19 protein-coding genes and 1 other annotated feature are annotated in these 20,282 nt (G+C 48.0%); of the genes, 1 reads left to right on the top strand and 18 read right to left on the bottom strand.

From position 1 onward, the window contains the following. Positions 1-200 precede the first annotated feature (200 nt). Positions 201-1,013 (top strand): GNAT family N-acetyltransferase, encoded by an 813-nt coding sequence (locus DP120_RS13035; RefSeq protein WP_233785973.1) that lies wholly within the window; start codon positions 201-203, stop codon positions 1,011-1,013. 280 nt (positions 1,014-1,293) lie between these two features. On the opposite strand, the gene DP120_RS13030 is transcribed toward DP120_RS13035, so the two are convergent. The 18 genes from DP120_RS13030 to zupT form a co-directional block, all read right to left on the bottom strand. Beyond that, positions 1,294-2,589: an arsenic transporter gene (locus DP120_RS13030; protein ID WP_420812441.1), complete on the bottom strand. Its 1,296-nt coding sequence runs from the start codon at positions 2,587-2,589 to the stop codon at positions 1,294-1,296. A gap of 15 nt (positions 2,590-2,604) precedes the next feature. Beyond that, on the bottom strand, positions 2,605-2,934 hold the full coding sequence (locus DP120_RS13025; protein ID WP_112224114.1) for an ArsR/SmtB family transcription factor: 330 nt from the start codon (positions 2,932-2,934) through the stop codon (positions 2,605-2,607). Positions 2,935-3,071: 137 nt separating this feature from the next. Beyond that, the gene (locus DP120_RS13020; protein ID WP_112224113.1) at positions 3,072-3,599 is read right to left on the bottom strand and encodes a type 1 glutamine amidotransferase domain-containing protein; all 528 of its coding nucleotides are present in this window, start codon (positions 3,597-3,599) and stop codon (positions 3,072-3,074) included. A 69-nt stretch (positions 3,600-3,668) separates the two neighbouring features. Continuing rightward, entirely contained in the window at positions 3,669-4,259 is a 591-nt protein-coding gene (locus DP120_RS13015) for a DNA-3-methyladenine glycosylase (protein ID WP_112224112.1), read from the bottom strand. A 21-nt stretch (positions 4,260-4,280) separates the two neighbouring features. Next, complete coding sequence (gene trpA / locus DP120_RS13010) at positions 4,281-5,051, bottom strand: tryptophan synthase subunit alpha (protein WP_112224111.1); 771 nt, start codon at positions 5,049-5,051, stop codon at positions 4,281-4,283. Further along, complete coding sequence (trpB, locus tag DP120_RS13005) at positions 5,048-6,853, bottom strand: tryptophan synthase subunit beta (protein WP_112224110.1); 1,806 nt, start codon at positions 6,851-6,853, stop codon at positions 5,048-5,050. Before trpB ends, trpA begins: the two co-directional genes overlap by 4 nt. Then, entirely contained in the window at positions 6,850-7,626 is a 777-nt protein-coding gene (gene trpC, locus DP120_RS13000) for an indole-3-glycerol phosphate synthase TrpC (protein WP_112224109.1), read from the bottom strand. Before trpC ends, trpB begins: the two co-directional genes overlap by 4 nt. Then, complete coding sequence (trpD, locus tag DP120_RS12995) at positions 7,623-8,615, bottom strand: anthranilate phosphoribosyltransferase (RefSeq protein ID WP_112224108.1); 993 nt, start codon at positions 8,613-8,615, stop codon at positions 7,623-7,625. Before trpD ends, trpC begins: the two co-directional genes overlap by 4 nt. Before the next feature lie 61 nt (positions 8,616-8,676). Next, positions 8,677-8,911 (bottom strand) — a binding site (T-box leader). Between the two features lie 110 nt (positions 8,912-9,021). Continuing rightward, positions 9,022-10,170: an acyl-CoA dehydrogenase family protein gene (locus DP120_RS12990; RefSeq protein ID WP_112224107.1), complete on the bottom strand. Its 1,149-nt coding sequence runs from the start codon at positions 10,168-10,170 to the stop codon at positions 9,022-9,024. 12 nt (positions 10,171-10,182) lie between these two features. Continuing rightward, entirely contained in the window at positions 10,183-10,953 is a 771-nt protein-coding gene (locus tag DP120_RS12985; protein WP_112224106.1) for a 3-hydroxyacyl-CoA dehydrogenase, read from the bottom strand. 19 nt (positions 10,954-10,972) lie between these two features. Continuing rightward, entirely contained in the window at positions 10,973-12,121 is a 1,149-nt protein-coding gene (locus tag DP120_RS12980; RefSeq protein WP_112224105.1) for a thiolase family protein, read from the bottom strand. Between the two features lie 330 nt (positions 12,122-12,451). Beyond that, positions 12,452-13,357, bottom strand: a complete 906-nt coding sequence (locus DP120_RS12975) for a glycine betaine ABC transporter substrate-binding protein (RefSeq protein ID WP_112224104.1) — start codon at positions 13,355-13,357, stop codon at positions 12,452-12,454. A gap of 15 nt (positions 13,358-13,372) precedes the next feature. Continuing rightward, positions 13,373-14,011 carry an ABC transporter permease gene (locus DP120_RS12970; RefSeq protein WP_112224103.1) on the bottom strand — a complete coding sequence of 213 codons (639 nt, stop codon included), beginning with the start codon at positions 14,009-14,011 and terminating at the stop codon, positions 13,373-13,375. Next, on the bottom strand, positions 14,008-14,976 hold the full coding sequence (locus tag DP120_RS12965) for an ABC transporter ATP-binding protein (RefSeq protein ID WP_112224102.1): 969 nt from the start codon (positions 14,974-14,976) through the stop codon (positions 14,008-14,010). The genes DP120_RS12970 and DP120_RS12965 overlap by 4 nt, the downstream gene beginning before the upstream one ends. Before the next feature lie 176 nt (positions 14,977-15,152). Next, a complete protein-coding gene (gene abc-f, locus DP120_RS12960; RefSeq protein ID WP_165843800.1) occupies positions 15,153-16,793 on the bottom strand; it encodes a ribosomal protection-like ABC-F family protein in 1,641 nt (546 codons plus the stop codon). A gap of 240 nt (positions 16,794-17,033) precedes the next feature. Then, positions 17,034-17,873, bottom strand: a complete 840-nt coding sequence (locus DP120_RS12955; RefSeq protein ID WP_112224100.1) for a GNAT family N-acetyltransferase — start codon at positions 17,871-17,873, stop codon at positions 17,034-17,036. Positions 17,874-18,006: 133 nt separating this feature from the next. Next, positions 18,007-19,236: an MFS transporter gene (locus DP120_RS12950; RefSeq protein WP_112224099.1), complete on the bottom strand. Its 1,230-nt coding sequence runs from the start codon at positions 19,234-19,236 to the stop codon at positions 18,007-18,009. 164 nt (positions 19,237-19,400) lie between these two features. Next, positions 19,401-20,210 carry a zinc transporter ZupT gene (zupT, locus tag DP120_RS12945; protein ID WP_112224098.1) on the bottom strand — a complete coding sequence of 270 codons (810 nt, stop codon included), beginning with the start codon at positions 20,208-20,210 and terminating at the stop codon, positions 19,401-19,403. Between the last annotated feature and the right edge of the window lie 72 nt (positions 20,211-20,282).

The raw sequence follows: 20,282 nt of genomic DNA, 5'->3' as shown, positions 1-20,282 counted from the left end.
TCTACGCCTTTTTTATTACTTAATTACTTTTAATTGTTAATTTTAATAGTATAAATGGATTTTTAAAGTAAAATATCTCTATATTTGAAATTAATATATTCTGAATAGAGTTTTTTTAGTATTAAGGGACAAATCAATATACTTACTAATAGTACTAATGGTATAATTAATACAATTAATCCATAAATTCGTGAAGGGAAGTGAAAATATTGACTATAATTCTGGAAAAGAAATACATTCCTTTAGCAAATTACTTTTCCTCTGCCACTAATGCGAGAATTAAACTCAGCTTCAATGAAATCGAACAGATTATGGGCCAGCAATTGCCAAACGCTGCTTATTTGAATAGAAGCTGGTGGAAAAAAACCAAAGCCCCCGCCAAGCACTTTCATGCCTGGATGGATGCTGGTTATTTTGTCAGTGAAGTGGAGACGAATCGTTATGTCGTATTTGAAAGAATTGATTCTTCCAACGGGGATAACGCCAAGAATGGCAACGGCGATGAAGACATCCTGCTGATCCGCAACGCTGAACATGGTGATGCCCGGTCTCTTGCCGCTTTGATGAAAACAGTTGAAGCTGAATCCGATTTTATGCTGTACGGAAAAGACGAACGGATACAGTCTACCCAAAAAGTACGGAAACAAATTATCGAGTGGCGCCAAAGCGGCCATTCGACCATCTTTATCGCAATATTGAACGGCGAACACGTCGGCTTTCTGACAATCGTCGGCAACGCGGCGAAGCGTGCTGCACATCGTGCCGAAATTTGCGTAGGTGTCCAAGCTGATGCCCGCCGTAAAGGCATTGCCACTAAGCTTCTGCAAAAAGGCGAAGAATGGGCGGCTTCGAAAAACATCAGCCGACTTGAGTTGACTGTAGTTGAAAATGACAAGCCAGGCAGAAAACTATTTGAAAAAGCCGGTTATGTATCCGAAGGCATCCGTCAGGACTCCATGATTATTAACGGCAAGTATTACGATGAAATCTATATGGCTAAATTTTTGGATTAAACAAAAGAAAAGCGAAAGCGCCCGTTTAGCTCTGAAAGGCATAAGACGATTTGGCGAAGCGGTGTCTTTCCAGTCGCACAGCCAAAGTGGCTTATGACCCGAAGAGCTGGGCCGCTGGAGTCTGGACAATGTAAAGCGGGCACCTTCTTCAAAGGGTGCCTGTTTTTTATTGTTTTTGATTAGCGATCTTTTATGAAGTTAACCGAATTCGCTTTTATTCCCAACTCCGTCAAAAGACCAAAAAGAGGCTCACCTTAACAGGCGAACCTCTTTTATTGCATTAGTTTAAAATTATCAGCCACAGGTACAAGCCGGTCAAAGTGATGAAAAGGGTCGGAATCGTCAGGATGATCCCGATTTTGAAATAATAACCCCAACTGATGGTGACGCCTTTCAATTTCAAAACGTGCAGCCATAATAATGTGGCAAGTGATCCGATCGGTGTGATTTTCGGACCGAGATCTGAACCGATAACATTGGCATAGATCAGCGCTTCCCGCACGACGCCTGTCGTATCGGTTTCAGCGATGGCCAGTGCATCGATCATAACGGTCGGCATATTATTCATGACAGACGAAAGAATCGCCGCGATAAAGCCCATGCCGATTGTCGCTGCATATAATCCGTGCCCCGCAGTCCACTCGATTGCAGTAGCCAATACCGAAGTCAAACCGACATTGCGCAGGCCATAAACCACTACATACATACCGATTGAGAAGAAGACGATCGCCCAAGGTGCACCCTTCAGCACAGTCATTGTCTCAACCGCTTCGCTTCTGCGTGCAATCGCCAGGAAAATGATGGCGACTGTTCCCGCGATGAACGATACCGGAATATCCAAAGTTTCACTCATGAAATAGCCGACCAACAGCACCGCCAGAACCACCCATGACAGACGGAACATCTTCAGATCCTTGATGGCAGATGCCGGAGTTTTCAATACACCGGCATCAAATTCCTTGGGAATATCCTTACGGAAATAAAGGTAAAGGACAAGCATGCTGGCAAGGATACTGAACAAGTTTGGCACAACCATGTGGATCGCGTATTCAGTAAATCCGATATTGAAAAAGTCCGCTGAAACGATGTTCACCAAATTACTGATGACAAACGGCAAGGATGCCGTATCCGCAATAAACCCGGAAGCCATGATAAACGGCAGAATCATTGCATCTTTGAAGTTCAATGCTCTCACCATGGCAAGGACGATTGGCGTCAAAATCAGCGCCGCTCCGTCATTGGCGAAAAGCGCTGCCACGATAGCGCCAAGTACAGTTACAAGAAAGAACATCCGAAGCCCGCTGCCTTTAGCCAAGCGAGCCATATGTAACGCTGCCCATTCGAAAAATCCGATTTCATCAAGAATGAGGGAAATGATGATCAAAGCGACAAACGTCAATGTCGCATTCCACACGATGCCGGTTACATCCCAGACATCACCGAAGTCAACCACTCCAAATAATAACGCTACCGCAGCTCCCGCAATCGCTGACCAACCGATCGACAACCCGCGCGGCTGCCAGATAACAAAAATCAATGTGACAATAAAAATAAAACTGGCTAATCCAACTTCCACTATTCGAACAACTCCTTATTCACAAACTACTCTTTTTCCTTCTGCTTCCAGAGATTCCACCGTAATCTCCGGTTCCGGCAACAGGCTAAGCAAATGGATCAGCATTGGGTAAAGCGCATGCCGCACATTAAGCGACCAAATCGTCCAGCGCCCCCGCTTTTCCTCTGTCACCAATTCAGCTATTTTTAATTTCCGCATATGCTGGCTCACCGCCGGCTGTGTCATATCCAGCAATTCCGTAAATTCACATATGCAAAGTGAATCCTTCGATAAATACTTTAGGATCAGCATCCGGTTATGGTCGCTGATTGCCTTCAAATAGGATTCCATATATACGTAATCCAAACCATTCACCTTCTTTCAAGAGTTCCGCCATTCATTATATAAGTGATTGCTTATTTATTCAAGGGGCGATTGGAAGATGTTTCTCCATGAAAATAACCCCGGCAGCCGAAGCTGACGGGGTTTCTTTGCTTAAATTATTATTTTGCTGAATATTGTTCCAGTACGCGCAATGACTCACGGTTGAATGCCGGGATATCATCCGGCTGACGGCTTGTCACCAATTGGTCCTGGCAGACAGCCACTTCTTCATCCACCAGTTTGGCACCAGCGTATTCCATGTCTGTTTGGATCGATTTATAACCTGTCGCTTTGCGGCCTTCGAGCGCTTTTGCTGAAATCAGCAATTGCGGGCCGTGGCAGATTGCGAATACCGGTTTTTTTGCATCCATGAATGCTTTCGTAAAGCTTACGAAACGGTCATCCGCACGCAATTGGTCAGGCGAGAATCCGCCAGGAAGGAATAGAGCATCGTAATCTTCCGGATTTGCGTCGTCAATGCCTTTGTCAATCGACACGACAGCTTCACCCTGCTTGCCTTTCACTTCCTTGCCAGCTTCTTTTTCAATCGTGAAAACTTCGTGACCTGCATCGTTGAATGCTTTCGATGGGTCGGTATATTCTACATCCTCAAACATATCAGTTATTAGCGTTGCAATTTTCGCCACTATCTTTCACTCCTTTTGTTTAATACTCTCCCTTATTATTCCACACAGAGAAATTACTAAACATGGAGTTCAGCGGAATTTTGATACGTAAGGATTGTCCTGCTCCCAAAACCGGTAAGGATAGTGGACAGCTTCCTGCGAATTGCCGATGCCGACTCTCGGACCGACTGAAACTGCATGCACCGGATCCCCTTCCGCAATATACAATGGCCGCTCGGTAAAACGGTGGCCATAATAATCCATTGTGATTCCCATCGCTTTTGTCAGTTTGCCCGGCCCGCTTGTCCACTGCTTGATCGGCAGATGGCGACCACGCAGTTCCGCCATCAAATCAATTCCTTCGACCGGCTCCACCGCCCGGATCAGAATGGCGCGCGGCGTATCGATGGGTCCGCTGACAACATTGATCAGCGTATGGGTATGCATTTGATAAGTATAGACAAGGCCGGCTTTGCCGAACATGATTTCCGTCCGTTTGGTGCGCCGGTTGCCGAAGCTGTGCGCCGCCCGGTCTTCCGCCCCCATATAGGCTTCCGTCTCGACGATTCTTCCGGCTACGATCCCTTCCGGCAGTTCGTGTACAAGAAGCTGCCCCAGCAGGTTTCGAGACAAATCGAGAGTAGGCGCATCAAAAAAATCAGCTGTGACTGGTTTGAACATCATACATCCCTCCGGCCTCCATTATACCGGGTTACGCTGGGTCACTGCATGGATGAGAGGTTCAATATTTTCGATTTTATTGTCGTGAAAAGCTTTTACGATTGCCGACCCTACGATAAATCCATCGACATCCTCCCGCAGCAGTTCAATATGTTCCAACCTGGATATGCCGAAGCCCGCGTAAACCGGCACCGGGCTCTTGGAGCGAACCGTTTTCATGAATTCTTTCACTTCCTGCGTCAATTCATCGCGCACACCGGTGATGCCGGTTACCGTCACGGCATAAACAAATCCTTCGGCCGCTCCCAAAATGTCCTCAAGCCTGTTTTCCGTAGTGGTCAGTGTAACGAGCTGAATCAGCGTGATACCGGTCTTTTTCAAATAAGGCTCGACCAGCTGCTGATGTTCAAACGGCAAATCCGGAATGATGACAGCGGACACTCCCGCTTCCCTGCATGATTCCGCGAAACGCTCCGCTCCGTACCGGATGACCGGATTCAAATAAGTCATAACGATCAATGGGATTTTTAGATCGAAATCCCAGTTCTTCATTTCAAGTAAAACCTTATTAAGTGTGACACCTTCAGCGAGCGCACGATTGCCCGCTTCTTCGATAACCGGTCCATCTGCGACCGGATCGGAAAAAGGAATGCCGATTTCAATTGCCGTCACGCCCGTTGCCTGTAAATATTCCACTTGGCCGCGCAGCTTGTCCAGCCCTCCATCACCTGCCATTATATAAGCTACAAATGCCTTATCTCCGCTATCCTTTAAATTTTCCAAGCGCTTCATGCCAGTCCCTCCAATTTTTCCGCATAGGTCGCCATGTCCTTATCGCCACGTCCGGAAACGCAGATGATCAATATTTCGTCCGATCCCATTGCGGCGGCTGTTTTTTCTGCTTCCGCCACGGCGTGCGCCGATTCCAGCGCAGGAATGATGCCTTCGAGCCGCGATAATTTGATGACCGAAGCCAGCGCTTCTTCATCCGTCACCGCTTTATATTCAACCCGGCCGATGTCTTCCAAATGGACATGCTCGGGACCTACACCCGGATAATCCAGTCCTGCAGAAATCGAATGCGCTTCCTGAACCTGACCGTTTTCATCCTGCAGAAGTTTCATGTAAGCTCCGTGCAGCACGCCTTCCGTCCCTTTTGTCAGTGTTGCCGCATGTCTGGCCGTGTCGACTCCTTCACCCGCCGCTTCAACTCCGATGAGCCGGACGGATTCATCTTCTACAAATGGATGGAACATGCCGATCGCATTCGATCCTCCGCCGACACAAGCCAGGATTACATCCGGCAAGCGCCCTTCTTTGTCGAGAATCTGCTCACGCGTCTCACGTCCGATCACACTTTGGAAATCGCGGACCATTGTCGGGAACGGATGAGGCCCAAGCGCAGAACCGATGAGGTAATGAGTATCTTCCACATTCGTCACCCAGTAGCGCAACGCTTCATTGACCGCATCTTTTAATGTGGCGCTGCCTTTTGTCACGCTTTCCACTTTCGCCCCGAGAAGCTTCATCCGGAATACGTTTAATTGCTGTCGTCTGATATCTTCTTCTCCCATGAAAACGACACATTCCAAGTCGAGCAGCGCGCAGATCGTCGCAGTCGCCACACCATGCTGGCCGGCGCCTGTTTCCGCTACAATCTTGCGTTTGCCCATTCTGATCGCCAGCAACGCCTGTCCGATTGCGTTATTGATTTTATGGGCACCCGTATGATTGAGGTCTTCCCGCTTCAAATAAACTTTCGGCCCGCCCCAAGCTTCCGTCAACCTTGCCGCATAAGTAAGCGGCTGCTCACGGCCGACATATTCTTTTAGATACTTATGATAATCCGCCTGGAAATCAGCATCATCTTTTGCTTCCGTATAAGCCGCTTCCAATTCTTTCACAGCTTTCATCAATGTCTCCGGCACAAATTGGCCCCCGAAACGTCCGAAAAATCCTGTTTCTTTAACGGTTCCCGTTGTTTGCTGCATCGAATCACCCTTTACAGTTTTTATGAAAATTTTTATTTTGTCCGCATCTTTATTCCCTTCGGTTTCGACTCCGCTTGAAACATCGACCATATACGGTGCCAGAGAATTGATTGCCTGGCCGACATTTACGGCGTCCAGCCCACCCGCCACAATAAGTCTTTCCGGATCGATCGATGCTCCGCCCAGCAAGCTCCAATCAAAGGTTCTGCCACTGCCTCCGCGAAAATCGATTCCAGGTGCATCGACCAGTACAAAATCCGCTATCGATCGTTCAAGTTTTTTTACATCTTCAATGTCACGGACCGAAAACGCCTGTACAACTTTTACTGGAATACTGCGGATAAAATCGTCCGTTTCATCCCCGTGCAGCTGCACCATCGACAACGGGACCTTTTGAACCGCTTCCAGCACTTCATCCAGCCCGGCATTTACAAAAACACCTATTTTTTCTACTGATTCGGGAAGTTCTGCAGCCAAAGCGGCAGCCTGTTCAATGGAAATTCTGCGCCGGCTCGGCGCAAAGACGAATCCCGCCGCATCAGCTGTGGATGCAGCCCGTACATGTTCCAGCTCCTGAAGGCCGCATATTTTCACTTTCGTCATTTCTTCACCCCCGGTAACGTAACTGCTGTGATCCATGCGCCGGCATCTTCCGAACGCATCAGCGCTTCGCCAACCAGAATTCCAGCAGCCCCTTTACCGAAGGCAAACGCTGCATCATTTTCAGTAAAGATGCCGCTCTCACTGATCAGCAGCGAGTTGCTGTCTGCTGGAAAATGTTCGGCAATTTTCGCCGTCTGCTGGAGCGAGACTTCGAAAGTTTTCAAATTCCGGTTATTGACGCCGATCAATTCTGCGCCCAAATCCACCGCAACCTGAAGTTCAGCGGGGTCGTGCACTTCAACGAGCACTTCCAGCCCTTGTGCCTGCGCGTATGAAAACAGGCGCTCGAGTTCTTCTTGTCCAAGTGCCGCAACAATCAACAGAATGATGGTCGCACCGGCACCTTTCGCCCGGTCTATCTGAATTTCATCTACAATAAAATCTTTGCAAAGCACCGGCACCGAAACAAGCTGCGCCACATTTTCCAAATCCTCAATTGAACCCTTGAAATAGGAATTATCCGTTAAGACAGAAATTGCCGCTGCTCCTGCCTGTTCATAAATTTTCGCCTGCGCCGCCACATCAACATCCAGCCGGATGTCGCCTTTTGACGGTGAAGCCCGTTTAATCTCCGCGACGACACCAGGTCCTTTTCTCAAGCGCTCGGCCAATCGGGATTTCTGTGGAAACGCATCTCCTTCAACCTGCTCAGCAGATGAATAGTTTTTTACCTCTTCACGTTTTGCCGCAATAATTTCATCCAGTATATTCATACCAGCACCCCCACTGCCTGCCGGTGTGCTTCGAATACACTGCCCGTTTCTCCGGAAAGGATGGATTTTCTTGCTGCGTGAACACCCTCCGCAATCGTCCCGGCATTGCCGCTCGCAAAAAGTGCAGCTCCTGCATTCAGTGCTACTGTATCCAGATAAGCACTGTCGCGTCCTTCCAGCACTTCCATAAAAATTGCGGCATTGCGCTTGGCATCCCCGCCTCTGATTGCCTCGACTGGCGCCAGCGTCAAGCCTGCTTCTTCCGGATGGAACTCAACCAGCTTCTTGCCATTTTCATCAAAAAACAATAATTCATTGGTTCCCGCGAGAGAAAGCTCGTCCATCCCGCCTGCTCCGTGGACCATCACACCGCGTTTTCTGCCGAGTCTCATCAATGCATCTGCCATCGGCTCCAGCATATCCCGGCGGTAAACGCCGGTCATCTGCACTTCAATCGGCAACGGATTGGCGAGTGGCCCGACCAGATTGAATATGGTCGGCGTCGCAATGCTCTTCCGTACTTCCCGCAATTTCCCAAGTGCAGGATGAATAGCGGGCGCAAATAAAAACGCAATGCCCGTCTTTTCAATCAATTCCGGAATAGTTGCCGGGGCAGCTGTTGTAAGGATCCCCAGTTCCTCCAGCACATCTGCGCTGCCGGTCTTGCTCGAAACACTGCGGTTTCCGTGTTTCGCGACTTTCATGCCGCAGCCCGCCAGAACAAAAGCTGCCAGCGTGCTGATATTAAAGCTGAATGAACGGTCGCCGCCTGTGCCGCATACATCAATCAACATCCCGCTCGTTTCCGGCAAACTCACTGCTTTTGAGCGCATCGCCTTTACCAGGCCCACCATCTCATCAGCTGTTTCCCCTTTGGAATGCAACGCCACAAGAAATTCCTTAATCTCCCGGTCTGTCATTCGGCCGTCCAATATCTCCATTGATTTGCTGTACATTCTATGCTCACTTAAACTCTCTGCTCTTCTCATCTTCATCTCTCCTCAGCTCTTTTGAAATACAAAAATCCCCGCAACCGGAAATATATCCGGTTGCGGGGACGGGTTAAAAAAACCGCGGTACCACCACGCATTAATGCATTTCTGCACTCACTCAAACAGGCTTTTCGCCTTTCCCTTTAACGCAGGGCATACGTCTGCCTTACTCATTTCCATTTTCAGGCCAGCTCTCCTAAGTCCATTCGCGCAGTTTCCCCAATCAGCTTCCACCAGCCGCTGACTCTCTATTATGGAATCCACTGCCTACTCGTCTCAATCCTCGATTTTGCTCTCTGCTATTCTCATCTTCTCTGGGCTCTTCTCTCAAATAGACTTGCCATTCTACCAACAAGTTGAAGTTTACATTAAATTATTTTGTTTATTCTGTCAAGCTTAAGGTTCACAGACCCATTCGCTTCGCAACAATCGTTTTCATGATTTCATTGGATCCGGCATATATCGCTGCCACCGGAATATCGCGGTAGCGGCGGGCGATTTTGTATTCTTCCATGTACCCGTAGCCCCCGTGCAATTGCATGCACTCGCCCGAGATTTTTTTCGCGGTATCCGTCAGCCAATATTTGGCCATCGACACTTTGGAAACGATATCCTTGCCTGCCATATGCTCTTCGATCAGCGATTCGAGGAATGAATGCCCCAGTTCCACTTCGGTCGCCATTTCAACCAATTTAAACTGGGTATTCTGGAAAGCGCTGATCGGCTTGCCGAATGCCTGTCTCGATTTCACATAATCGACCGTCATTTCCAGCATATCTTCCGAAGCCGTTTGAGCGGCCATCGCCACCACCAGACGCTCCTGCTGAAGTTTTTCCATCAAATATGTAAAGCCTTTGTTTTCTTCACCAATCAGATTGGAAACCGGTACGACACAATCCTCAAAATACAATTCGGAAGTATCCTGCGCATGAAGGCCGACTTTATCCAGTTTGCGCCCTTTTGTAAAGCCTGGCATCCCTTCTTCAATCATCAGTAAGGATATCCCCCGGTGCTTCGGTTCCACTTTTGTATCGGTTTTAACGACAACGACCACATGCGTCGAATTGATGCCATTGGTGATGAACGTTTTTTGGCCATTGACGACATAATTATCTCCGTCCCGGACGGCCGTTGTGGAGATATTCGCAAGGTCAGATCCCGCTCCCGGTTCCGTCATCGCGATAGCCGTGATGTAGTCACCGGAAATACAGCCCGGCAGCCAGCGCTGTTTCTGCTCTTCATTGCCGTAGGATTCGATATACGGCACTGTTATATCGTTGTGCAGCCCCACACCAGTGAGACTGGCGCCAACGCGCTCCATTTCTTCCCCGATGATGACGGCGTAACGAAAATCAAGCCCGAGGCCGCCGTATTGCTCATCCACCTGCGGACATAAAAAGCCCATGTCCCCGAGTTTCTTCCAGAATGATTTTGGAATCAGGCGGTCCTGCTCCCATTGTTCATATTGCGGCACCGCTTCTTTTTCAAGAAATTTCCGCAGCGACTTACGGAACATGACATGTTCATCTTCTTCAAAACGATATTTGCCCATCAGTTCATCCCCCTATTTCGGCTGCATCCGGATTGCTCCGTCCAGCCTGATTGTTTCACCGTTCAACATCGGATTCTCTACAATGCTCTCCACCAATTGTGCGTATTCATCCGGCCGCCCAAGACGCGCCGGGAATGGAACCGCCGATTCAAGCGATGCGATTGCCGCTTCCGGCAAACCATCGAACATCGGCGTCTTCATAAGCCCCGGTGCAATGGCCATAACCCGTATGCCATCGCGCGCAAATTCCCGCGCAATCGGCAAAGTCATGGAGACAATGCCGCCTTTTGAGGCGCTGTAGGCTGCCTGGCCGATCTGCCCTTCATAGGCCGCCACTGAAGCAGTTGAAATGATGACACCGCGTTCCCCGTTATCATTCGGTTCATTCCTTTGCATGGCTGCTGCCGCAACGCGCAATACATTGAAACTGCCGATCAGATTAATGCGAATCACTTTTTCGAATTGCTCGAGAGGTTGAGGCTCTCCTTTTGAAACGACTTTGCCCGGCGTCCCGACTCCCGCGCAATTGACAACAAGATTTACGGAACCGAACCGCTCAATGACAGCGGTGGTTTGCTGCTCCACTTGAGCAGCATCCGTCACGTCCGTTTCCGCATACCAGACCGAATCTTCGCCGAGTTCTTCGATAAGTTTCGCCGCTTTTTCGGAATTCAGATCAAAAATCGCCGCTTTCCCGCCTTTTTCCACAATACGGCGGACGGTTGCCTCGCCAAGACCCGATGCTCCGCCTGTGATGATCGCTTTCACTTCACTGGTTTTCATCTCTTTGCCCCCGAACTTTTTATAGTCGTTCAATGATTGTCGCGTTTGCCATACCCATTCCTTCACAGATTGCGAGCAGTCCGAAGCGTCCGCCGCTGCGCTCCAATTCATGCAATAAAGAAACCATCAATTTCGTGCCGGTAGCACCAAGCGGATGCCCAAGCGCAATCGCCCCGCCGTTGACATTCAATTTTTCAGGGTCTGCTCCGATATCCTGGAGCCATGCCAGCGGAACAGGCGCAAATGCTTCATTTACTTCATAGCGGTTCATGTCCTCAATCGCAAGACCCGCTTTCGCCAGCACTTTTTTGGTAGCGGCTATCGGGCCAGTGAGCATCAAGGTCGGATCTGAGCCGACAACTGCGCGGGCAATAATGCGCGCTTTCGGCTTCAGCCCCAGTTCATCCGCTTTTTCACGCGACATCAATAAGACAGCTGATGCCCCGTCACTCATCTGGCTGGCGTTTCCTGCTGTTATGACGCCATTTTCATCAAACACTGTTTTCAGGCCGCCAAGAACTTCCATGGATGTTTCTGGCCGTGGCCCTTCATCTTTATCAACCAAGCGTTTTTCGCCGTTTTCATCTTTCACTTCGACACCGACAATTTCCTTGTCATATCGGCCGGAACTGATGGCATCAATTGCCCGTATATGGCTCTGTAGCGCGAATTCATCCAATTGCTGACGGTTGAATCCCCATTTTTCAGCGATGCGTTCCGCCGACAGCCCCTGGTTGATGATTTCGTATTGCTCAGTCAGCTTGGGACTTGGCTTAGCGCCCTGCATATTCGAAAACATAGGCACCCGCGTCATACTTTCGACACCGCCCGCGATAACAATATCCATGTCTCCCGCAAGAATTGCCTGCGCTCCGAAATGAATTGCCTGCTGGCTCGATCCGCATTGGCGGTCAATGGTTACGCCTGGTACATAATCCGGAAAACCGGCAATCAACGCAGCTGTCCGGGCGATATTCCCACCCTGTTCACCTGATTGAGAGACACAGCCCAGGATGACGTCTTCCACATCACCTTTTCCGACGCCTGCCCGCTCCACCAGCTCATCCAGAACCAAAGCTGCCAGTTCATCCGGACGCGTTTCTGAAAAAGACCCTTTTCTTCGTCCCACTGCCGTTCGTACCCCTTCAACAATTACCACTTCCCGCATATCTATCCACCCCATCATTATTTATCGTCGACTATTTTAATCACTCTAAATTGAATGACTATTCATTCAATTTAATTGTACTCGAATTCCTGCTTTGAGACCATATAAAAATCCCGCAAGCAGTTTGCGGGATCTGTTTATCTTTTTTCTATATAAGTTGAATTAATAATCTATAGTAGTTGATATTCCGCAAAACAGCTGCGCTTGCCTAGGGGCTCGCGCTGAGCGGAGCAATAAGACGAGTAGTCTTCTCGGCTTATTGTGGGAGCTTTGTCCATAGCGCCAAAGCGTTATCTATGTTATATCTTTAATTCATCGCATACTTAGTTTTTATTCTTCTATCAACCCTTTTTCAATCAGAAAGTCTCTCGCTATATCCTGCGGCTGATCCTGGTCTATATCGACACGCGCATTCATCGCAAGCATTTCTTCTTCACTGATCTGCCCCGCAAGTTCATTGAGCAAACTTTCAAGCTCTGGATATTGTTCCAAAGCCTCCAAGCGCACTACTGGTGCAGCATCATACTTCGGGAAGAATGAAAGGTCGTCTTCTGTCGTCTCCAGATCGAACAACCCGATTCGGCTGTCTGTTGTAAATGCCGGGATGACATCCACTTCGCCGTTATTCACAGCTTCGTACATGATTGCGGGATCAAAACTGTCAGTTGCTGAAAATTCAAATGGATAAGTAGCAATCAAATCATCGTAGCCGTCTCCTTGACGTTCATAGAATGGATGCGGTGCACCAAAACTCATATCCTCCGTTTGGGATATTTCTGCAAGATCAGAATAAGTCTCGGCATCATAGCCGCTGTCCTTCGAATAGGCCAGGGTATAGCCGTTTTCGAAACCAAGGGGTTCAAGCCACGTAGCATTTAACTCTTCCTCATAACCTTCACGTACGCGCTGCAAGACTTCTTCCGATGATTGGCCTGGCTCCGATTCCTGCTTCAAAACATCTTTCAGGCCAGTTCCGGTATATTCGACATAAAGGTCAATATCCCCTTGCTCCAGTGCAGGAGTCAAGATGGACACTTCCCCAAGACCATCTTCATATTCAACAGTGTAATCGGAATTCGCTTCTATATATTGCCCCAAAATATGCGGAAGAATGTACTGTTCCGTCCACGGCTTACCGCCGATGACGATCGGTTCCGATTCTTCTCCGCCTGTCGAGCCGCAGCCCGCCAAGATCAAGGCCGATGTTGCTAAAACACCAATTGCTTTCTTTTTCATCCTTCATTCCCCCTCTTAGTTTTTCAAACCTTTCGGCGTCGCCCTTTTCTCAATCCATTTCAGGATCAAATCGAAGCCGATCGCGAGTAGCGCCACTGGCAAAGCACCGGCAAGAACCAATGCATTATTATAGGATTGGAGACCGCGGTAAATGATATCCCCCAGTCCGCCAGCACCTACAAACGTGGCCAGCGTTGCGATTCCGACAGTCAGAACGGTAGCCGTCCGAATTCCTGCCATGATGAAAGGAAGCGCCAGCGGCAATTCGATTTGCCTCAGTATTTGGGTACGCGTCATTCCCATTCCGCGTCCCGCTTCGATAGTCGAGCCGTCAACACCTGTGATGCCGGTGTATGTATTTCGAAGAATCGGCAATAAAGCGTATATGATAAGTGCAATTAAAGCTGTTGGTGAACCGATTCCGAGAATTGGCACCAAAAAACCGAATAACGCGAGACTAGGTATAGTTTGAAATATGGCTGTTACGCCAATGACCGGTTCCGCGTAACGACGGTAGCGCGCTATGATAATGCCCGTCGGCAAAGCAATAGCTATACCGATTGCCACAGCTACAAAAGATAAGTAGATATGTTCCAAAAAAGCATCTTGAATCATGTCCTGGCGGCTGACCAAAGTATCAAAAAAGTTTCTCATACTTTTTCACCCTCCTCTTTCCGGAGAGCCGCTTTTACCAGATCACGATCACTGGCATAAGCTAATATCCTGTCGCCATCCACTATTCGCAAATAGGAGTGGCCGCTTGTTTCCAACTTAGAAAAAGCATCATCAATTTTCGTTTCCCCGGAAACCTGCAACGCATCTCCCATCGGTTCACCGGTGAAAATCGAAATGAATTCCTTCAGTTTTCGTTCTCCGAATGAGCGTTGCCGGTTGATGCGACTGGGGCCGATAAAACTGCGTACAAACTCATTCGCCGGCTCACTGATCAATTCCTGCGGCGAACCGACCTGTTCGATTTTTCCATCGCGCATCACGACAACCCTGTCCGCTATTTTCAGCGCTTCATCCATATCATGTGTAACAAATACAATTGTTTTTTGGATTTCCTGCTGCAGATTCCGCAGGTCATCCTGCAACTGCTCCCGGCTGATTGGATCCAGCGCAGAAAAGGGCTCATCCATAAGGATGATATTCGGATTTCCGGCCAAAGCCCGCACAACCCCTACACGTTGCTGCTGTCCGCCGCTCAACTCCAGCGGGTAGCGCTCTTTGTAGATCTCCGGTTCCAGCCCGACAAGCTCCAATAATTCTTCCACTCTTTTTGCCGTGCGGTCCTTGGGCCATTCCAGTAAACGCGGCACAAGTGAAACATTATCTTCTATCGTCATATGAGGGAACAGGCCGATCCGCTGGATGACGTAGCCAATTGAACGGCGCAGCTGAACTTCATCAAGTCCGGTTATCGACTTTTCATCGATGAATATATCACCTGCAGTCGGTGTTTCCAGTTTATTGACCATACGCATCAATGTCGTTTTCCCGCAGCCACTCGGACCAATGACGGCCGTCAGTTTATGGGTCGGGAAAACCACCGAGACATCTTTCAAAGCTTCTGTCCCGTCTTGAAATCGCTTTGTCACTTGTTCAAAACGGATCATAGCATCCGCCCCTTCCTGTATCTTTCCTACTACCTTTTCCATTACCCTATTTGTTTTCACAGTATGCCATGAGTTTTTGAAAAACGTCCTTATTAACCATTATTCTCCACAAAAATTTTCCGCAATTAAATTTAGTTAATCAAAAAGCGGCTGCATGGCTGCAGCCGCTTTTTAAATTATATTTTTTCCGTTTCTATCATTTTAATAGAAGCACTCAATTCTTTAAATCGCTGGTCTAATGAGCCATACTCCTTGTCCATTGGTTTCAGGAAGCTCAGTTTCCCGAGCACTTCCTGCCTTTCCCTCTCGAGCTGCAATAAATCGAGCCGCTCCGCCGCAGCATCGCGCTCCATCCAATCTGAATAGCCACCTTCATATTTAGTCAGGCTGCCTCCTTCAAAAACAAGTAATTTCCCGCTTAGTTTTTCCATGAAGTAACGGTCATGTGTCGCAATCAGCATTGTTCCATCAAAAAATTGCAGCGTGCGCTCCAGCTCTTCCCTGGACGGCAAATCCAAGTGATTGGTCGGTTCATCAAGCAGCAGCACATTACATTCTGACAGCATAAATTCCATCAGCTTCAGTTTGACGCGTTCCCCCATGCTCATATTCAAAATCTGCTGGTCCCAGTGTATTTTTTCAAAACCGAGATGATCCATTAAATTACGGATTTTCCCCGTTTCTTCGTAGCTTTCAGCCAAGAATATTTCAGAAGGGGTTTTTTCTTCCGGCAAGTCAAAGACTTCCTGGCTTAAATAGCCGATTTTCATGCCACCGCTCAACCAGACGTTGCCTTCGCACTCCATCATGCCGAGCACTATTTTTAAGAACGTCGATTTTCCGCTGCCATTAGCGCCGAGCAAGCCGACCCGTTCCCCGTGCTGAATAGTGAAAGTTGCATCCTCGAACAACACTCTGCCGCCAAAACTTTTACGTACATTTTTTAATCCAATGACTCTGCGGCCTTTTTTTGCAGCATCGTTGATATCGAATGAAATCTGCAGTTCTTCTTTCGGCTCCGCTACACGCTCCTGATCCAGTTCCGCTTGAAGACGCTGTCTTTTGCTGCGGATCTGAACGTCCTTTTTCTTCGCTTTCATGCGGAAATACTCTTTTGCGCCATCTTTCTTTGTAGAATCGGCATGAGCTTTGTCAGACCATGACTGCAATTTGGCTATCTGGTTTTCCACTTGCGCAATTTTCGCCTGCTGCTTGTCGTACTTGCGTTTCTGCGTATGCCGCTGATGCTCTTTTTCAGTTCTGGAGACAGAGTAATCACCTTCATACTCGGTCAAAACAGCATCTTCAATTTCCCACACATGCGTCGCCACCTGGTCTATGAAGTGGCGGTCGTGCGAAACAAAAATCACTGTTCCATCAATCCTCCCAATTTCTTCTGCCAATAATCCCAGACTCTCCGCATCCAAATGGTTGGTCGGTTCATCGAGCAGGTAAACATCGGCAACCTGGGACAGCACCCGCGCGAGCCGCAGCTTCATCGTTTCGCCGCCACTCAATTTCATCCGGTCTCCCGGAATACGCCACATCCTTTCCAGCATTCTTGTTTCCCGCTCGGCACTTGTTGCATCAAGATTCCTGGCTTCCTGTTCCATATAAATAATTTCAGGGGCATTGCCTATCCAATGAATTCCTTGATCCCCCCGTGCTATCGCCTCCAGGAGGCTGGTTTTCCCTGAACCGTTTGCACCAATCACGGCGATTCTTGCTTGTTCGTGGATAGACGCTTTTGCTTCTCCCACAATAACCCGCTCTTTAACCCTTATTGTCATTTTGTTTAATTTTCCTATGATGGCCATATCAATCTCTCCCATTTCGGAGAAATAAAAAAAATTCCCCCGATTGATTTTCGGAAGAATTCGGCAACCCAAATAAACTGCATTAAAGCTGATTAACTAAAAATTGGGCAGACGAATCCTATTTCTTTCAAGCTGAAAAAACTTCAGTTGCTCAGAAAAAGGAATTTATTTCATCGTCCACCCGTCACCTCGTTTACATTGATGTGTGTATTTTACCATTATTCAGATTAATTTCCAATCCTAAACAAACTTAAGATACACTGGATTGGCTATTTGTTCATAACCGATTTCAATATAAATCTTATTGGACGTCGGATTTTTTAAATCGGTATACAGCACGACGAAGTCGAATTCCAGCAGCAATTCTTCTGTCACTTCCGCCACCAATGTTCGCGCGTAGCCTTTCTTCCTGTGTTTCTCAGGAGTGAACACAAATCCTACAGAAATTCCGTGTTTCGAAGGACGGGATTTTTTCATGCAGGAAACCACTTCCCCTTGTACTTCCCAGACGTAAATTTCCTTATCGTCCAGGAATTGCTCAATTTTCGCCACAGCTTCCTTATGGCTGGATGCGCCAATCCCCGTGTCCTTTTCAAACAGGAGATACCATTCTTCCAACAACTCTGCATCCCGCTTGTTGGCGACCCGCCAGGTTCCAGGGCTTTTCTCGAGCCCTTTTGTCACAGCATCGATCCGGTAAAGACCTTCATCCATATGAAGCTCAATTTCCTTACCCATTTCCGCTGCCCAGACCTCCGCAAACTTGCGGGCCGTCTCTTTGTCACCGATTATACCTGAAATTTCCAACCCACTCTTTTTCAGATGCCCGGCAAGCCCCTCAGCCAATTCCTGTTTTTCTTCGAAGATGATGAATTGCAGCGGATGGGGCGGCGTCATCAAAGCCGCTGCCAGCACTTCACTGCCTTCTTCAGCCAAAGCCAAATAATAATCTTCATAGCGCCCATTTCTTATTTGGTTGAGTATTCCGAGAAACAGACTGTTTCTGTCTTCATTTTTATATAGCAGCGCCTCTATCCTGTCACCAAAGGCATTGGGATCCTCATATACTTTCCATTCCATAATTCCACTCTCTTTTCTAATGAATTCATCTACTAACTATTGGCTATTGCCTCTGTTTTTCCTGCTTATTTCCATAAAAAATTTAAAAATAGCTGCCGGCAATTAGAAAACTGCCGGCAGCACTTGAGATTTTTTATTCCAATTCTTTCTGCTTTGTTTCGGTGCCGAGAAAAGCCACAGACAGTGCACCTATGATAATGGCTGCACAGAACACAGCGAAAATCACGTTGACACCAAAGCCTGCCGTCAGCATGAAGCCGACGAGAAGCGGTCCGAAAATACCGCCGATGCGGCCGAACGATGCGGCCATCCCTGTACCTGTCCCTCTGATGACAGTAGGATACTGTTCAGGTGAATAGGCATACAGCGCTCCCCATGCTCCAAGATTGAAGAATGACAGGAACGCCCCTGCTGTAATCAGCATCGCAAGCGACTCCGCGTTTCCGAAAGCGAGCGCACTTGCTGCAGTACCGAAGAGATAAGTAACAAGCACAAATTTGCGGCCAATCTTTTCAATGAGCCAGGCTGCTGTGAAATAACCCGGAAGCTGAGCCAATGTCATGATCAGCACATACTGGAAACTCTTGATCAGCGTAAAACCTTTTAACACCATGACACTCGGCAGCCACAGGAACATTCCATAATAAGAAAAGACGACCATAAACCAGACGATCCAAAGCATTAAAGTCGCTTTGGCATATTTTTTCGACCACACATCTTTAATATTCACTGATACAGAACGAAGAACATTTTTCTTCGCTGTAAACTGCGGCGAATCCGGCAGATTGATCCGCAGATAAAGTGCGTAAAGAGCCGGCAATGCGGTGATCAATAAGGCAATGCGCCAGCCGTATTCTGATGCGGGAATAACAAAATAAGAGATGATTGCCGCGAGCAGCCAGCCGGCAGCCCAAAAACTTTCAAGTAAGACAACAACGCGCCCGCGCTCTTTCGCTGGCACACTTTCCGAAACAAGTGTCGAAGCCACAGGCAATTCCCCACCGAGCCCCATTCCGACGAAAAAGCGCAAAATCATGAACGCCGCCAGTGTTGTGGTAAAGGCAGAGACACCGCTCGCCAATGAAAACAACAGCAGCGTAATGATGAATATTTTCTTTCTTCCCACACGGTCCGCATAAATTCCGAATACGAATGCGCCAACAGCCATCCCGATGGAATTGATGCTTCCTATCCAACCCATTTGATCTGTCGTCAGATTCCAATCCTGCTGAAGCGCTGCGATGATGAAGGATAAAATCCCAACATCCATCGCATCGAACAGCCAGCCGAGACCGGCGACCCATAACAGCCGATTACGTGTAATCGGCGCAGTATTTTTTTCATTATCAGTAATTGTAGACATCTGCATTCTCCTTGTCCTAAGCATTCCACTTGGTGTCTTTACACCTTATTACTATACTCGTAAGGATTAATTGGCACAAGCATGCTTTTTTCAAGCAAGAAGCTGCGCAAAAGGAAAAACGCTTCCGCCCCTTTTAAAAAGGAGACGAAAGCGCCGGAGTTCAATTATGTCACTAATACAAGGCTAACAGCCATCACTGCCATACCGGCTACCAAACCATAAATCGATAAATGCGCTTCGTCATAGCGTTTGGCGGCAGGCAATAATTCATCCAATGAAATAAAGACCATAATTCCGGCTACCGACGCAAAGACGATGCCAAAAAGTGTATCACTCAAAAACGGCATCAGGAACAGCCAGGCGGCGATTGCGCCAATCGGTTCTGAAATCCCCGAAAGAACACTGTAAAGCAAAGCTTTTTTTCGGCTGCCGGACGCATAATAAATCGGCACGGAAACCGCAATGCCTTCCGGAATATTATGGATGGCCACCGCAATTGCAATCGCGATACCGAGCGCCGGGTCCTGGATCGCCGACATGAATGTAGCGATTCCTTCCGGAAAATTGTGGATTCCGATGGCAAGCGCTGTAAAGATGCCCATTTTCCGCAATCTGGCATATTCATCGTTGGTCGGCCCCGTATCCATATCCTCAATCGTCTTAACTTCATGTGGATTCCCGAGCTGAGGCAAGACACGGTCCAAAGCGGCCATAAAAACCATTCCGCCGAAAAAGCCGGCGAGCGTCAGCCAATACCCCATACTTTCACCATGAGCCCCGGTTAGCGAATCTTTTGCTTTGAAGAAAATCTCAATCATAGAAACATATATCATTACACCTGCTGAAAATCCTAAAGAAACGGATAAAAATTTAGTATTGGTCCGTGAAGCAAAAAACGCCAGCAAACTGCCGATACCGGTGGCTAAACCGGCAAATAGCGTGAGCCCCAAAGCAAATAAGACTGCACTGTCCATATCCCATGACTTCCTTCCACTCTTGCTGAATATCGTTATTGTATCCTTAAAGTTTCCTTAGTGCAACTTTTT

Origin of the sequence: Planococcus halotolerans (assembly GCF_003289955.1) — a bacterium.
GTDB classification, from domain to species: domain Bacteria; phylum Bacillota; class Bacilli; order Bacillales_A; family Planococcaceae; genus Planococcus; species Planococcus halotolerans.
This window is presented reverse-complemented; position numbering and strand designations above follow the sequence as displayed.

Coding starts and splice junctions, on each gene's coding strand:
- DP120_RS12970 (WP_112224103.1), bottom strand. CDS start 14,011: ATGAGAAACTTTTTTGATACTTTGGTCAGCCGCCAGGACATGATTCAA.
- DP120_RS13015 (WP_112224112.1), bottom strand. CDS start 4,259: ATGTTCAAACCAGTCACAGCTGATTTTTTTGATGCGCCTACTCTCGAT.
- DP120_RS12980 (WP_112224105.1), bottom strand. CDS start 12,121: ATGCGGGAAGTGGTAATTGTTGAAGGGGTACGAACGGCAGTGGGACGA.
- trpC (WP_112224109.1), bottom strand. CDS start 7,626: ATGAATATACTGGATGAAATTATTGCGGCAAAACGTGAAGAGGTAAAA.
- DP120_RS12950 (WP_112224099.1), bottom strand. CDS start 19,236: ATGTCTACAATTACTGATAATGAAAAAAATACTGCGCCGATTACACGT.
- abc-f (WP_165843800.1), bottom strand. CDS start 16,793: ATGGCCATCATAGGAAAATTAAACAAAATGACAATAAGGGTTAAAGAG.
- trpA (WP_112224111.1), bottom strand. CDS start 5,051: ATGAAGCGCTTGGAAAATTTAAAGGATAGCGGAGATAAGGCATTTGTA.
- zupT (WP_112224098.1), bottom strand. CDS start 20,210: ATGGACAGTGCAGTCTTATTTGCTTTGGGGCTCACGCTATTTGCCGGT.
- DP120_RS12975 (WP_112224104.1), bottom strand. CDS start 13,357: ATGAAAAAGAAAGCAATTGGTGTTTTAGCAACATCGGCCTTGATCTTG.
- trpD (WP_112224108.1), bottom strand. CDS start 8,615: ATGAGAAGAGCAGAGAGTTTAAGTGAGCATAGAATGTACAGCAAATCA.
- DP120_RS12955 (WP_112224100.1), bottom strand. CDS start 17,873: ATGGAATGGAAAGTATATGAGGATCCCAATGCCTTTGGTGACAGGATA.
- DP120_RS12985 (WP_112224106.1), bottom strand. CDS start 10,953: ATGAAAACCAGTGAAGTGAAAGCGATCATCACAGGCGGAGCATCGGGT.
- DP120_RS12990 (WP_112224107.1), bottom strand. CDS start 10,170: ATGGGCAAATATCGTTTTGAAGAAGATGAACATGTCATGTTCCGTAAG.
- DP120_RS12965 (WP_112224102.1), bottom strand. CDS start 14,976: ATGATCCGTTTTGAACAAGTGACAAAGCGATTTCAAGACGGGACAGAA.
- trpB (WP_112224110.1), bottom strand. CDS start 6,853: ATGACGAAAGTGAAAATATGCGGCCTTCAGGAGCTGGAACATGTACGG.